This window comes from Streptomyces sp. CC53 (genome assembly GCF_001865245.1).
Taxonomy (GTDB): domain Bacteria; phylum Actinomycetota; class Actinomycetes; order Streptomycetales; family Streptomycetaceae; genus Streptomyces.
In genome coordinates, this window is record NZ_MKXB01000004.1 from 1 (window position 1) to 13,265 (window position 13,265).

Consider the following 13,265-nt stretch of genomic DNA (forward strand, 5'->3'; position numbering starts at 1 on the left):
CCCGCGCCGCTCCCGCCGCCGGCACCGCGGCGCCCCCGGCCGTCCGTCCCGTCCGGGGCCGGAGCGCGGGCCGGGGCGGGCGCGGGCGGACTCCCGGCCGTGGGGACACGGGGAGGCCGCGGGCCCGCGGGCCTGCGGACGGGCAGCCGGCCCCCGTGGAGGCCCACAGGCTTCCGCGGGACGCCGTCCGAGGCCCGGGGTGTGGTGCGGCAGCAGGCTCCGCCGGGTGGCCGCACGGGTCGGGCGCCCCCGGAGCCGGGGCGTCCGCCGGGTGCGGCCCGCGGGTCGGCGGGGTCAGGGGCGGTGGTGGCGGGCGTAGTGGCGCTGTGCCTTGGCGCGGTTGCCGCAGCCGGCCATGGAGCACCAGCGCCGGGTGCCGTTCTTGGACACGTCGTAGAAGTGCAGGACGCACTCGGGGTTGCCGCAGGCCCGGATGCGTTCCGGGCGGTCCCCGAGGAGCCGCAGGAAGTCCGCGGCCGCGAGCCACGCGGGCAGCCAGGACGGGGCGTCCGCCTCGACGGCCGTGGCGGGGCCTTCGGGGGTGAGCAGGTGGCGGACCCGGCCGTGCGCGAGGACGGCGTTGACGGCCTCGACGGCCTCCGGTGCCGGCAGGCCCGGCTCGGCGACCGCCAGGTCGAGCGCGGCACGAGCGTGCACCAACCGGTCCAGGGTCTCCTGATCGGCGGGCACGGGCGTGTTCCCCAGCGCTTCCCGTACCTGCGGCGCGGCCAGCCAGATCGCCAGTCCTTCCGGCGACACCAGCAGGTCGTGGCGGCCGGCGCCGTCGATCCAGCGGGTGTTCAGCAGGTCGATGGCGACGGGTTCGCCGGTGAGCGGCCTCGGGTCGTTCTCCCAGGTCGTCGGCACGTTGCGGGTCCTTCCTCTAGGGGGGCTGCGGCTGCACACCACCCACGATAACCGGTCATCGCTTGATCACCGGTTGACGTACCCAGGTTCTAACCACTAAATTTAGTTTCACCGGTTGCGAGGCGGACTCGCGACACCGACAGAAGGCATGTGATCGACGATGAGCAAGGCCAAGAACCTGCAGACCGGACACGTCGGGCTGAACGTCACCGACATGGACCGCTCGCTCGCCTTCTACCGCGAGGTCTTCGACTTCGAGGTCATGGGCGAGGGCAAGGAGGACGGCCGCCGGTTCGCGTTCCTCGGTCGCGAGGGCAAGCTGCTCGTGACGCTGTGGCAGCAGAGCCAGGGCACGTTCGCCGCCGACCGCCCCGGTCTGCACCACCTCTCCTTCCAGGTGGACACCATCGAGGAGGTGCGGGCCACCGAGCAGGTGCTGCGCTCGCTCGACGCGGAGTTCGCGTACGACGGCGTCGTCCCGCACGGCGAGGGCGCCTCGTCCGGCGGCATCTTCTTCACCGACCCGGACGGCACCCGCCTGGAGGTGTACGCCCCCTCCGGTGCCGACACCGCGGAGGCCCCCACCACCGGTGCCCCCACCTGCGGCTTCTTCTAAGAGACAGACCCAGTCCGCCGGTCGCCGCACCGATCCGGGCCGGGCCCCTGCGCCGGGGCCCGGGCCGGGTCGGCGGCCCGGCGGCCGGGGCGGTACCACGCCCCCGGCAGCTCGGCAGCACATCGGACGTTCGGAAAGGACATGGCCGTGGCCACGTATCACAGCGGCGAGATCGCGGTGCAGCAGCGCGCCGGCCTCGCCGAGACGGCAGGGTTCTCACTCGGTGCCATCGGTGAGACCGTCCCGCCCATCGCACGGGACTTCCTCGCCGAGCAGCCGATGATCGTGCTGGGCGGCGCCGACGCCTCGGGCCTGATCTGGGCCACCCAGCTGACCGGCGCGCCCGGCTTCCTCCGGGTCCCGGACCCCGGCACCCTGCTGATCGACGCGCTCCCCCTGCCGGAGGACCCGCTGGCCGGCGCCCTGAACGCGGCGACGCCCGGCAACCCGGTCCGGATCGGCATGATCGCCATCGAGCCCGCCACGCGGCGCCGCATGCGCATGAACGGGCGCGTCCACCGCGTCGGGGACGGACTGCGCGTCGACCTCGACCAGGTCATCTCCAACTGCCCCAAGTACCTCCAGAAACGCGACTACCAGCACGTCGGGACCGGCGACGGCGCACCGCGGGCCGTCACCGCGGGCGGTGAACTCACCGCCGCCCAGCAGCTGACCGTGACCACGGCCGACACCTTCTTCGTCGCCACCGCGTCCGACCGCGGTGACGCCGACGCCTCCCACCGCGGCGGCAACCCCGGCTTCGTCAAGGTCCTCTCGCCGACCCGGCTGCGCTGGCCCGACTACGTCGGCAACGCCATGTTCCTGACCCTCGGGAACCTCCAGCTCAACCCGGCCGCGGGGCTCTTCTTCCCGGACTGGGAGACCGGCTCCGTACTCCACCTGTCCGGCACCGCGCACACGGTGTGGGACGCCGACGAGGCCGCCCGGGTCCCGGGGGCGCAGCGCCTGGTCGAGTTCTCGGTCGACGCCGTGCGGGAGATCTCCGCCGCCTCGCCGCTGCGCTGGTCCTCCCCCGGCTACTCGCGCTTCAACCCGCCGGCGAGCTGACGCGCGACGCGTCCCTCCCGCCTCTTCCTCACCACCCCTGAACCGCAACGGAGCCCGCCATGCGCATCACCGTCGACAGGAACCTCTGCGAGAGCCACGGGCAGTGCGTCTTCGCCGCGCCCGAGGTCTTCTCCTTCGACGACGACGACTACCTGATCTACGAGGCCGAGCCGTCCGACGAGCTCCGCGACAAGGTCGAGAAGGCCGCCGCCGTCTGCCCGCTCCGCGCCATCGCCATCGCCCCGGCCACGCCGTGAGCACCGGTCACACGAACAGCACGGGACACGGCATGAGAAGCGGAAGCAGCATGGACAGCATCGTGGTCGTCGGCGCCTCGCTCGCCGGGCTGCGGGCGGCGGAGGCCCTGCGCTCCCGCGGCTTCGCCGGCACCCTGACGATCGTCGGCGACGAGCCCCACCTCCCCTACGACCGGCCGCCGCTGTCCAAGCAGGTCCTCACCTCGGACGTCGAACCCGACGTCACCGGCCTCGCCCTGCCGGAGGGCCTGGACGCGGACTGGCGGCTCGGCCGGCCCGCCGTCGGCCTCGACCTGAAGGCGCGGACCGTCACCCTCGCGGACGGGGACGACCTCCCGTACGACGGGCTGGTCATCGCCACCGGATCGGCCGCGCGCGGCTGGCCGGCCTCGCGCCCCGCACCGCCCGCCGGCGTGGTCACGCTGCGCGGCTGGGACGACGCCGTCGCCCTGCGAGGCTCGCTGGAACCGGGACGGCGGCTCGTGGTCGTCGGCGCCGGCTTCCTCGGCGGCGAGATCGCGGCCGCGGGCGTCGCGCGCGGACTCGACGTGACCCTGGTCGAGGCGGCCGACCAGCCGCTGGAACGGGCCATCGGCGCCGAACCGGGCGCGTACATCGCCGCCCTGCACCGCGAGGCGGGCATCGACCTGCGCACCGGCACCACCGTCACCGACTTCCACGCCGCACCGGACGGCCGGCTCACCGGCGTGGTGCTCTCCGACGGCTCCACCGTCCCGGCCGACACGGCGGTCCTGGCGCTCGGCGCGGTCCCGTCGACCGGCTGGCTCGAGGGCTCCGGCCTGGCCCTGGACGGCGGCGTGCACTGCGACGCCTCGCTGCGGGCGCTGCGCACCGACGGTTCCACGGCGCCGGACGTGGTCGCCGCGGGCGATGTCGCGCGGGTGCCGCACCGGCTGGCGGACGGCCAGCCGCTGGCGCTCGGCCACTGGACCAACGCCGTGGAGCAGGGCGCCGCCGCCGCGGCCACCCTGCTGGCGGCCGAGGAAGCGGAGCCGTACACCGGGGTCCCGTCCTTCTGGTCCGACCTGTACGGCGCCAGGATCCGCTCCGTGGGCCTGCCCGCCGCCGCGGACGAGGCGCGGATCGTCGAGCACGACCTGCCGGGCCGCCGGCTGGAGGTCAGCTACCACCGGTCGGGGCGGCTCGTCGGCGCCCTCACCATCGGCCGCACCGCGCGGCTCGCGTTCTACCGGACCACCCTGCAGGAAATGACCGCCTGATGACGGCGGGAATTCCGAAGCAGCCGGAGCGGACCGGCGCCCCCATTCTCCTGGGAAGAGCCGGCCCGCTCCGGATCGGTTCCCGAAGAATTCCCCCGGAATTCATCCTCCGCGGAACCAACGGGTCCGGCCCCCCTACGCATGCGCCGGACGGAGGGGAGCCGGAGGGTCTTGCGCGACTGCCGGAGGTCAGTCGAAGTTGCAGTGGCGCGGGGCCTCGCGCTCGTAGCGCAGCGGGGTGCCCTCGGGCTTCAGGTAGACGAGCTCGACGACGAGGGGCTCGTTGGTCTCGTTCACGCCGTTCAGCGGGATGCCGCCCTGCTTGACGAAGGAGTCGCCGGCCTTGAAGGTCTCCACCGTGCAGTGCCAGTCGGCGTTCTTGCGGGTGATCTGACCGGACTTCACGGTGAGGACCACGATGCCGGGGTGGATGTGCCAGCCGGTCTCGCCGCCGGGCTGGATGGTCAGGGTCTGCTGGACGACGTCGGTCACGTTGTTGACCCTGATGTCGTGCGGCGTGAGGAACTTGCCGTCGAACCGGTCGACCAGGGTGGCGCCGACCGGCGGCGTGGCCGTGGCGATGCCCGCCCCGCCCATCGTCGCCGCTGCCGCGACCAGAGCCGTGATGATCTTCCCTCGACGCGACAGAGTGGTGCGCTTCATTACCTGCTCCTCGTTCGGTGCGCCGCCGGACGGCGGCGTTCATTTCCAGTGGACAGAATCGTAGGGAGCTCTTTCGGACAGCCACAAGGCAAATCCGGCGTAGCTATCCGATAGGGGAATTCGGGAAATCGAATACCACCCCAGAGCACGCGAGGCCCCGCCAAAGAGCCCCAAACGATCCGGGTCGTGGACGGTGTGAGGTGGTATGGGGCGGCCACAACGGACACGGGGTGCGGGCGGTCCCGAGATCTCCGGATCAACGGCGCGTACGGCGGCGGGGGCGGCCTCGTCCGCCGGGGCGATATCCGGCCACGGGCGGGCCGATCCGGCGACGACCTGACGCGCGCGAGGCCACCGGCGGCGCCGGCCACCGCACCCCGAGACCACCGACAACGGCCCGGCCCCGCCGTGGCTGAACCGACTCGGGTCCCGCGACCGTCACGGGCGTCGCGATCAACCCGGGGCCCCGTGCGCCCGTCCCCCCTGGTGGACACCGACCAGCAGACGAGTGAAGGCGGCCCGCGCTGTGAGCACGACCCTTGTCATCACCAACGACTTCCCGCCCCGCCAGGGCGGCATCGAGACCTTCGTCCACGCCGTGGTGACCCGTATGCCGGGCAACGTGGTCGTGTACACGTCCCGTGAGCCGGGCATGGAGGCGTACGACCGCACCCTGCCGTTCCCCGTGGTCCGCGACCCGGCGCGCACGCTGCTCCCCACGCCGCGGGTCACCCGGCGCGCGGCCGGGCTCTTAAGGGAGCACGGCTGTGACCGCGTGTGGTTCGGCGCCGCGGCGCCCCTCGCCTTCATGGCGCCCGACCTGCGGCGCGCCGGTGCGCGGCGCATGGTGGCGACGACCCACGGCCACGAGATCTGGTGGGCGCGCACGCCCGGCGCGCGGCAGGTGATGCGCCGCATCGGCGACCACGTCGACGTGGTGACGTATCTCGGGGAGTACACCCGGGCGCGGCTGGTGTCCGCCCTGGGGCCGCGGGCCCGGCTGAGCCGGCTCGCGCCGGGTGTGGACGCCGGGGAGTTCCGCCCGGACGGGTCCGCCGCACGCCGGAGCGCGGTGCGGCAGCGGCACGGGATAGGCGAGGACCGGAAGGTGGTGCTGTGCGCGGCCCGGCTGGTGCCGCGCAAGGGCCAGGACACGCTGATACGCGCCCTGCCGCGGCTGCTGCGGGACGTCCCCGACGCGGTGCTGCTGGTGGTCGGCCGCGGCCCCGACGAGCAGCGGCTGCGGAAGCTGGCCCGCGGCCTCCCCGCGGGGACGGTGGTGTTCGCCGGCGGCCGGGACCACGCGGAGATGGCGGACTACTACGCGGCTGCCGACGTCTTCGCCATGCCGTGCCGCACCCGCAAGGGCGGCCTGGAGGCGGAGGGCCTGGGCATCGTGTTCCTGGAGGCCCAGGCCAGCGGGCTGCCGGTGGTCGTGGGTGACTCGGGCGGTGCCCCCGACACCGTGCGGCACGGGGGCAACGGCCGGGTCGTGGACGGCCGGGACGTCGCGGCGGTGGCGGACGCGGTGGGCTCTGCGCTGCGGGCACCCGACCGGGAGGCTCGGAGCGAGGCGGGCCGGCGATGGGTGGCGCGGGAGTGGTCCTGGGAGTCCTCGGTCCGCCACCTCACCGACCTGCTGGCGCCGGAGGGCGACCGGGACGGGCCCCGCGCGGCCACGCCCTGACGCCGGCCGGACGGGTGCCCCGCGCCACGGGTCCGCGGTGGCCGGGCCCGCCAGCAGCCCGCCCCACGGATCTCCGGCAGACCGGGTCGGACCGGCCCCGAGCCGGACGCGGCCGGAGTGGGTCCCGCCCGAGCCGGGCCGGCCGGGACGGAACCGGCACGACGACGGGGTCGGGCCCGTGGCGACCGGCGGGCGTACGGCCCCGGGCAGCACACGGACACGCGGCCCGGCAGGCCCCCGCAGCCGGCAGGTCCGGCGCCGGCCGCGAGCCCCGCCGCCGACGGGGTCCACCGGCATCCGCCGGCTCACCGCGACCGGTGTGAGCGCCTCGTCGGACGGCTCAGTCGGCCGTCAGGTCGCGCAGGGCGTCCTCCACGGCCCGGTGGAAGGTCGGGTAGGCGTAGATCATGTGCCGCAGCCGTTCCACCGGCACCTCCGCGTGGACCGCGACCGCGAGCCCGTAGAGGACCTCGCCGCCGGTCGGGCCGACCGCCGTCGCGCCCACGAGGACCCCCCGCTCCGCGTCCTCCACGAGCTTGACGAAGCCTTCGTTGCCCGCCTTGTGGATCCATCCGCGCGTCGAGGACGGCACGCCGGAGCAGCCCGTGCGCACGGTGAGCCCCCGGTCGCGCGCGGCCAGCTCGGTGAGCCCGACCGCGCCGACCTCCGGGTCGGTGAAGGTGACGCGCGGCAGCGCCCGGTAGTCGGCCTCCGGGCCGGGCTCCCCGAGGATGTCCCGGACCGCGGTCTCCGCCTGGTACATCGCCACGTGCGTGAACGCGCCGCGCCCGGTCACGTCCCCGACGCCCCACACCGCGTCCGCCCCGACCGCCCGCATCCGGCCGTCCACCTCCAGGGCGCGCGCCCCCGGGTCCAGGCCGACGCGGTCCAGGCCGAGCCCCCGCAGGTCGGGGCGGCGGCCGGTCGCCACGAGCAGGCGCTGCGCGGCGAGTTCCCCGCCGTCCTCCAGGGTGAGGCGGAACGCGCCGTCCGCGTGCCGCACCGCGGCGGCCCGCGCCCCGGTCCGTACGGTGACGCCCTCCGCTCCGAGCACCTCGGCCAGCAGCCTCCCCGCCTCGGGCTCCTCCGCGGGCAGCAGCCCCGGCGCGGCCTCGACGACCGTGACGGCCGTGCCGAACCGGGCGAAGGCCTGCGCCAGTTCCGCTCCGATCGCGCCGCCCCCGAGGACCAGCAGGGACGCCGGGGCCTCCTTCGCGGCGACCGCGTCGCGGTTCGTCCAGTAGGGCACCGCGTCGAGGCCGGGCACCGGCGGGATCTGCGGGCGGCTGCCGGTGGCGAGGACCACGCCCCGGCGGGCGGTCAGGACGCACGCGTCCGGGCCGTCGACCTCCACCCGGCCGGGCCCGGCCAGCCGCGCGCGGCCCCGCAGGAACCGCCCGCCCCGCGCGGTGAAGCGCTGCACGGCCGCCGTGTCGTCCCAGTCGTCCGTGGCGTCGTCCCTGATGCGGGCCGCCACCGGCCCGAAGTCGGCGGTGACGTCGGCGCGTCCCGCCATGCCCGGCACCCGGCGCGACTCGGCCAGCAGGTTGCCGGCGCGGATCATCATCTTGCTCGGGATGCACGCCCAGTACGGGCACTCCCCGCCGACGAGTTCCGCCTCCACCCCGACGACGTCGAGCCCGGCACCGGCCAGGCGCCCGGCGGTGTGCTCACCGCCGACGCCCATGCCGATGACGACGACATCCACGGCGTGCTCCTCGTGCGCGGTCCCCATGAGTGGCCTCCTCCTCGTCGACTCCACTGGACTTCCGTGCTCCGCACCATCGTCAGGGGTCCGCCGCCGCCTGCACGGGGGGACGCGCCCGGCGCCCGCGCCCCGGGCCGTCCGCCCGCACACGGCACCCCCGCCACATCACCCCGCCGGGCCGTCAACTACGCTTCTGCATACGCCTGTTGGATGGTCGTCCCATGAACGCCTTCGGGCACGGAAGCGGCCGCGCCTGCCGCCGCCGCACGAGAAAGGGGCCTCGCGATGAGCGAGCAGCAGACCCCCGCGCCCGGCCCCGCCCCCGCGGACCGGCGCCTCGACGAGGAGCTGCGCGCGGTGCGGGCCCGGCGCGGCGCGTACGTCCCCGCAGCCATGCTGGAGGTCATCGACCGGGCGACCGCCGACCTCGCCGCGTCCGGGCGGGCCGAGCGGGCGCTGGCGGTCGGGGCGCGGGCGCCGCGGTTCGCGCTGCCGTCCGCGACCGGCCGGACCGTCGCCCTGGACGACCTGCTCGCCGGGGGGCCCGTCGTCCTCACCTTCTACCGCGGCACATGGTGCCCGTTCTGCGTGATCGCCCTGCGCGCGCTGCGACGGCGGCTCACGGAGATCACCGCGCGCGGGGCCCGGCTGGTCGCGGTCTCGCCGCAGGTCCCCGACGAGTCGCTGTCCCTGGTCGAGAAGCACGCGCTGGACTTCGACGTGCTCAGCGACGTCGGTTCCGCCGTCGCCCGGCAGTACGGCCTGGACTTCCGCGTGCCCGACGCCCTCGCGAAGGTGTACGAGGGGTTCCGCTTCGAGATGGACCGGGTCAACGGCGGCCACGGCAGGACCCTGCCGCTGACCGCCACGTACGTGATCGACCAGGGCTCCACGATCCGCTGGGCGTTCGTCGACGCCGACTACACGCGGCGCGCGGAGCCGGCCGACGTGCTCACGGCTCTCGACGCGCTGCGGCCCGGGGCCCGGTGACCCCGGTGGCCCCGTCGGCCGCGGTGCCCGGCGCTACCCCGTCGGCCGCCCTGCGGCGCCCCCGCAGCCGCGCCGCCACCGCCGCCGCGGCGAGCAGGGCCACGGCGACCGCCGCCACGACCGGGGCGCCGACCGCCCCGAGGGCGTCCGCGACCCGGGTCTGGACCTCACCGACCGCGAAGACCACCGGGTCGGTGCCGTCCGACGCGCCGCGCAGCACCCGGATCTCGTACCAGCCGTAGTACGCGACGTACGCCCCCGCGAGGAGCAGCAGGCCGCCGCCGAGGCGGGTGGCGACCGGGCCGACGCGGCGCAGCGCGCCCACCCGGGTGGTGCGGGTGACGGCCACGGTCAGCGCGGCCGCGCCGACGATCGCGCCCATCCCCGCCGCGTACGCCGCGAACAGCAGCGCCCCCTCCGCGACCGAGCCGCCCCGGAACGCGGAGACGACGATGGCGAGGAACGGGGCGATGGTGCAGCCGAGCGAGGCGATCGCGTACGCCGCGCCGAACAGCGCCATCGACAGCGGCGAGCGGGCCACCTTCGGGGCGCGCCGCAGCTTCGGCAGCAGCGCCGCCGGGAGGGCGCGGCCGGCCAGCAGCCAGCCGCCGAGGACGGCCAGGACCGCGCCGAAGACGACCGTGAACCACGGCAGGTGCTCCTGGACCTGCCCGGCGACCGGGGCCACGGCGAGGCCGAAGACGGCGAAGACGACGGTGAAGCCGAGGGTCATCGCGGCCGTGGCGGCCAGCGCGCGGCCCACGGCGGTGAGCCGGCCGGGGCTGTCGTCGCCGAGGACGAGCAGCGACAGGTAGGCCGGCAGCAGGGCGAAGCCGCAGGGGTTGACGGCGGCGAGGACGCCCGCCGTGAGGGCGAGGGCGAGGGGCAGGTCGGCCATGTCAGCCCAGCAGTTCCCGGACCTTGTCGGCGAGGCCCTCGCCGCCGCGCAGCACGCCGGTGTGGGTGGGCCGGCCGGTGGCGTCCAGGACGACGTAGGTGCTCTGCTGCGTCACCGCGAACTTCCGCCACACGTTCCCGGACTCGTCCGCGAGGTGCGGGAAGCCGTCCAGTCCGTTGTCGGCGACGAAGGTGCGCATGGCGTCCTTCCGGTCGAGGCCGGCCACGCCCACGACGTTGGCGCGGTCCGCGTACTCGGCGGCGACGCGGGCGGTCTCCTTCGCCTGGCCCTTGCAGGTGGGGCACCAGGGGGCCCAGAACCACAGCACCGTCGGCTTGCCGGCGAGGGTGGTCCCGTCGAAGGCGGCGCCGTCCAGGGTGGTGCCCTTGAACTGGAGGGTGGAGGCGAGGTTCTCGGCTCCCGGGCTCGCCGCCCCCGGGGCGGCCGAGCCGCCGGCGGGGGCGGACGGGGCGTCTGCGGCGGGTGCCGCGGCGGACGCGGCGGGCTCCGGGGAGGAGTCCTGCGCGGAACCGCCGGAGCCGGATCCCCCGCAGCCGGCGAGGACGACCGCGGCCAGCAGGGCGGCGGTGGCGGCGAGCGGGCGGGCGGTTCGCTGACGGCGCATGGAGGGACTCCTGACGTCGGGTGCCGGAGGACGGACCCACCGTACGGGCGCGGGCGGGCCCGCAGGGAGGCCCCCCGCTTCCCGGGACCCTTACGAAATGCGGACGTCGTGGCCGCCCCCGGGGCCCGGGGGCGACTCGGCGGCGCCGCGGTGCGAGGCTGGCCGCATGCAGAGTGGTCAGAGCGGGAGCAGCGGCGGCACGGGCGGGGGCGGCGGCGCGCAGCACGTCCTCGTGGTGGACGACGACCCGACGGTCTCCGAGATCGTGACGGGCTACCTGGAGCGGGCCGGCTTCGGTGTCGCCCTGGCGGCGGACGGGCCGGGCGCGCTCGCGGCGGCGGGCGCGCGGTGGCCGGACCTGGTGGTGCTGGACCTGATGCTGCCCGGCATGGACGGGCTGGCCGTGTGCCGGGAGCTGCGGGCCCGGGGGCCGGTGCCGGTCATCATGCTCACGGCCCGCGCCGACGAGGAGGACCGGATCCTGGGGCTGGAGATCGGCGCGGACGACTACGTCACGAAGCCGTTCAGCCCGCGGGAGCTGGTGCTGCGCGTCGAGTCGGTGCTGCGGCGCAGCGCCCTGGCCGCGGCGCCCCGGCCCGAGCCGGTGGTGCCGCTGCGCGCGGCGGGCCTGGAAGTGGATCCCGCGGCCCGGCGCGCCAGCAAGCACGGCCGCGAACTGGCCCTGACACTCCGCGAGTTCGACCTGCTCGCGTACTTCCTCCGACACCCGGGGCAGGTCTGCGACCGGGAGCGGCTGATGCGGGAGGTGTGGGGCTGGGACTTCGGCGACCTGTCGACGGTCACGGTCCACGTGCGGCGGCTGCGCGGCAAGGTCGAGGACGATCCCGCGCGTCCGCGGCTGATCCAGACGGTGTGGGGCGCGGGCTACCGCTTCGACCCCGTCGGACCGGAGGAGGTGGACGGCGGTGCGTGACTTCCTGCTGATCGCGCTGTACGCGCTGGCGGGCGCCCTGGCGGCGGGCGCGCTGGGCTGGTGCGGGCTGCGGCTGACCCGGAGCCGCTCGGTCGCGGTGTCGCTGGCCGTGGTGTCGGCGGTGACGGTCACGGCGATGCTGGCGGGGACGCTGGCGGTGTGCTGGGCGATGTTCCTGTCGTCGCACGACCTGGGCGTGGTGACGACGGTGGTGGCGATGGCGGCCGCCGTGTCGCTGGCGACGTCGCTGCTGCTGGGCCGCCAGGTGGTGCGGCGGCTGCGCGGACTGGCGGTGGCGGCGCGGGAGTTCGGCGACGGCGGCACGTTCCTGGCGCCGCCGGGGCCGGCGCCCGCGGAACTGGCCGCGCTGAGCCGTGAACTGGCGGCGACGAGCGCCCGGCTGGCCGCGTCCCGCGAACGGGAGCGCGCCCTGGAGGCGTCACGGCGGGAGCTCGTGGCGTGGATCTCGCACGACCTGCGGACCCCCCTCGCGGGGCTGCGGGCCATGTCGGAGGCGCTGGAGGACGGGGTGGTGAAGGACCCGGCCCGCTACCACCGGCTGATGCGCACCGAGGTGGACCGGCTGAACTCGATGGTGGGCGATCTGTTCGAGCTGTCCCGGATCCACGCGGGCGCGCTCGCGCTCAGCCCGTCGCGGGTGTCGGTCTACGACCTGGTGGGGGACGCGCTGGCGGGCGCGGACCCGCTGGCGCAGGAGCGCGGGGTGCGGCTGGTGGGCGGCCGGCTGGAGGCCGTGCCGGTGGAGGTCGACGGCAAGGAGATGACCCGGGTCCTCGCGAACCTGCTGGTGAACGCGATCCGGCACACCCCGGCCGACGGTACGGTGGCCGTGGCGGCCGAGCGCGGCGACGACGGCACGGTGGTGCTGTCGGTGACGGACGGCTGCGGCGGCATCCCGGACGAGGACCTGCCGCGGGTGTTCGACACGGGGTGGCGCGGCACGGAGGCCCGCACCCCTCCGGCGGGGGCGGGCCTCGGCCTGGCGATCGTGCGCGGCCTCGTGGAGGCGCACGCCGGGCACGCGCACGTACGGAACGTGGAGGGCGGCTGCCGGTTCGAGGTGACCCTGCCGGCGGCCGTCGCCGGCGCCTGACGGCGCTCAACCCGGCACGCCGTACAGCACGAGGTTCTCGGCGTACGCACCCGCCTCCGGGTCGAAGGCGCCCGCGCAGGTGACGAGGGCGAGCCGGGGCCGGCCGGCCGCGTTGAACAGGTCCTGCGGCAGGTCGTCCGCCCGGTAGGTGCGGCGGGCGACGATCCGGTACGTGTGCCGGGTCCCGTCGGCGGCGGCGACGTGCGCGCGGGCGCCCAGGGGCAGGGCGTGCAGCGCCTCGAAGGGGCCGGCGCCCTCCGCGGCCGAGTCGATGTGCCCGGCGAGCAGCAGGGTGCCGCGCGGGTCGCCGGGACGGGCGCCGAGCGCCCACCAGCCGACCCGGGACGGTGACGCGGGCACCTCCAGGGCGCCGTCGCGGGAGGCGGCGACCGGGTCGACGGGCAGCGTGCCCACGTGCCCCGGCACGGTCAGCGCCACGGGCGGGGCGTGCGCGGACCCGGCGGGCCGCGCGGACCCGGGCGGGGCGCTGGGCAGGGCGCCCGTGTCGGCCGGGCTGGGGGCGCCGGCCGGGAGGGCGAGGGTGAGCGCCGCGGACGCCACCGCGGCCAGCCCCGCCCAGGCGAGGAGCCGCGCCGG

The 13,265-nt window shown here is 76.0% G+C and carries 14 protein-coding genes; 8 read left to right on the forward strand and 6 right to left on the reverse strand.

Features of this window, described 5'->3' with window-relative positions; translation table 11 throughout:
* Window positions 1–294: 294 nt before the first annotated feature.
* Window positions 295–867 (reverse strand): CGNR zinc finger domain-containing protein, encoded by a 573-nt coding sequence (locus BJP40_RS00265; protein ID WP_071267349.1) that lies wholly within the window; start codon window positions 865–867, stop codon window positions 295–297.
* 160 nt (window positions 868–1,027) lie between these two features.
* Here BJP40_RS00265 and BJP40_RS00270 point away from each other — a divergent pair, with 160 nt between their 5' ends.
* The 4 genes from BJP40_RS00270 to BJP40_RS00285 all read left to right on the forward strand — a co-directional run bounded on the left by BJP40_RS00270 (window position 1,028) and on the right by BJP40_RS00285 (window position 4,049).
* Entirely contained in the window at window positions 1,028–1,483 is a 456-nt protein-coding gene (locus tag BJP40_RS00270; RefSeq protein ID WP_071267351.1) for a VOC family protein, read from the forward strand.
* 147 nt (window positions 1,484–1,630) lie between these two features.
* On the forward strand, window positions 1,631–2,551 hold the full coding sequence (locus tag BJP40_RS00275; protein WP_107416655.1) for a pyridoxamine 5'-phosphate oxidase family protein: 921 nt from the start codon (window positions 1,631–1,633) through the stop codon (window positions 2,549–2,551).
* A gap of 59 nt (window positions 2,552–2,610) precedes the next feature.
* Window positions 2,611–2,808 (forward strand): ferredoxin, encoded by a 198-nt coding sequence (locus BJP40_RS00280; RefSeq protein WP_071277492.1) that lies wholly within the window; start codon window positions 2,611–2,613, stop codon window positions 2,806–2,808.
* A gap of 50 nt (window positions 2,809–2,858) precedes the next feature.
* On the forward strand, window positions 2,859–4,049 hold the full coding sequence (locus BJP40_RS00285) for an NAD(P)/FAD-dependent oxidoreductase (protein WP_107416654.1): 1,191 nt from the start codon (window positions 2,859–2,861) through the stop codon (window positions 4,047–4,049).
* Window positions 4,050–4,238: 189 nt separating this feature from the next.
* Here BJP40_RS00285 and BJP40_RS00290 read toward each other — a convergent pair whose 3' ends face one another.
* Entirely contained in the window at window positions 4,239–4,712 is a 474-nt protein-coding gene (locus BJP40_RS00290) for a cupin domain-containing protein (RefSeq protein WP_071277496.1), read from the reverse strand.
* A 526-nt stretch (window positions 4,713–5,238) separates the two neighbouring features.
* On the opposite strand from BJP40_RS00290, the gene BJP40_RS00295 reads away from it, so the two are divergent.
* Window positions 5,239–6,399, forward strand: coding sequence for a glycosyltransferase family 4 protein (locus BJP40_RS00295; protein WP_071277498.1), 1,161 nt, complete (start codon window positions 5,239–5,241; stop codon window positions 6,397–6,399).
* 340 nt (window positions 6,400–6,739) lie between these two features.
* Here BJP40_RS00295 and BJP40_RS00300 read toward each other — a convergent pair whose 3' ends face one another.
* Window positions 6,740–8,134 (reverse strand): NAD(P)/FAD-dependent oxidoreductase, encoded by a 1,395-nt coding sequence (locus BJP40_RS00300; protein WP_071277500.1) that lies wholly within the window; start codon window positions 8,132–8,134, stop codon window positions 6,740–6,742.
* A 258-nt stretch (window positions 8,135–8,392) separates the two neighbouring features.
* Between BJP40_RS00300 and BJP40_RS00305 the strand changes: the two genes are divergently transcribed.
* Entirely contained in the window at window positions 8,393–9,097 is a 705-nt protein-coding gene (locus BJP40_RS00305; RefSeq protein ID WP_071277502.1) for a peroxiredoxin-like family protein, read from the forward strand.
* Here BJP40_RS00305 and BJP40_RS00310 read toward each other — a convergent pair.
* Together BJP40_RS00310 and BJP40_RS00315 are read right to left on the reverse strand one after the other, a co-directional pair.
* Window positions 9,060–9,995 carry a cytochrome c biogenesis CcdA family protein gene (locus BJP40_RS00310; protein ID WP_071277504.1) on the reverse strand — a complete coding sequence of 312 codons (936 nt, stop codon included), beginning with the start codon at window positions 9,993–9,995 and terminating at the stop codon, window positions 9,060–9,062. The genes BJP40_RS00305 and BJP40_RS00310 overlap by 38 nt on opposite strands.
* Window position 9,996: 1 nt before the next feature.
* Window positions 9,997–10,620: a redoxin domain-containing protein gene (locus tag BJP40_RS00315; protein ID WP_071277506.1), complete on the reverse strand. Its 624-nt coding sequence runs from the start codon at window positions 10,618–10,620 to the stop codon at window positions 9,997–9,999.
* 166 nt (window positions 10,621–10,786) lie between these two features.
* Here BJP40_RS00315 and BJP40_RS00320 point away from each other — a divergent pair, with 166 nt between their 5' ends.
* Both BJP40_RS00320 and BJP40_RS00325 read left to right on the forward strand, forming a co-directional pair.
* Window positions 10,787–11,554, forward strand: coding sequence for a response regulator transcription factor (locus BJP40_RS00320; protein WP_071277508.1), 768 nt, complete (start codon window positions 10,787–10,789; stop codon window positions 11,552–11,554).
* On the forward strand, window positions 11,547–12,668 hold the full coding sequence (locus BJP40_RS00325; protein ID WP_071277510.1) for a sensor histidine kinase KdpD: 1,122 nt from the start codon (window positions 11,547–11,549) through the stop codon (window positions 12,666–12,668). The genes BJP40_RS00320 and BJP40_RS00325 overlap by 8 nt, the downstream gene beginning before the upstream one ends.
* 6 nt (window positions 12,669–12,674) lie before the next feature.
* On the opposite strand, the gene BJP40_RS00330 is transcribed toward BJP40_RS00325, so the two are convergent.
* On the reverse strand, window positions 12,675–13,265 hold a 591-nt coding region (locus BJP40_RS00330; RefSeq protein ID WP_079170807.1), incomplete at its 5' end, for a class F sortase.

Coding starts and splice junctions, on each gene's coding strand:
- BJP40_RS00315 (WP_071277506.1), bottom strand. CDS start 10,620: ATGCGCCGTCAGCGAACCGCCCGCCCGCTCGCCGCCACCGCCGCCCTG.
- BJP40_RS00285 (WP_107416654.1), top strand. CDS start 2,859: ATGGACAGCATCGTGGTCGTCGGCGCCTCGCTCGCCGGGCTGCGGGCG.
- BJP40_RS00280 (WP_071277492.1), top strand. CDS start 2,611: ATGCGCATCACCGTCGACAGGAACCTCTGCGAGAGCCACGGGCAGTGC.
- BJP40_RS00270 (WP_071267351.1), top strand. CDS start 1,028: ATGAGCAAGGCCAAGAACCTGCAGACCGGACACGTCGGGCTGAACGTC.
- BJP40_RS00310 (WP_071277504.1), bottom strand. CDS start 9,995: ATGGCCGACCTGCCCCTCGCCCTCGCCCTCACGGCGGGCGTCCTCGCC.
- BJP40_RS00320 (WP_071277508.1), top strand. CDS start 10,787: ATGCAGAGTGGTCAGAGCGGGAGCAGCGGCGGCACGGGCGGGGGCGGC.
- BJP40_RS00290 (WP_071277496.1), bottom strand. CDS start 4,712: ATGAAGCGCACCACTCTGTCGCGTCGAGGGAAGATCATCACGGCTCTG.
- BJP40_RS00305 (WP_071277502.1), top strand. CDS start 8,393: ATGAGCGAGCAGCAGACCCCCGCGCCCGGCCCCGCCCCCGCGGACCGG.
- BJP40_RS00300 (WP_071277500.1), bottom strand. CDS start 8,134: ATGGGGACCGCGCACGAGGAGCACGCCGTGGATGTCGTCGTCATCGGC.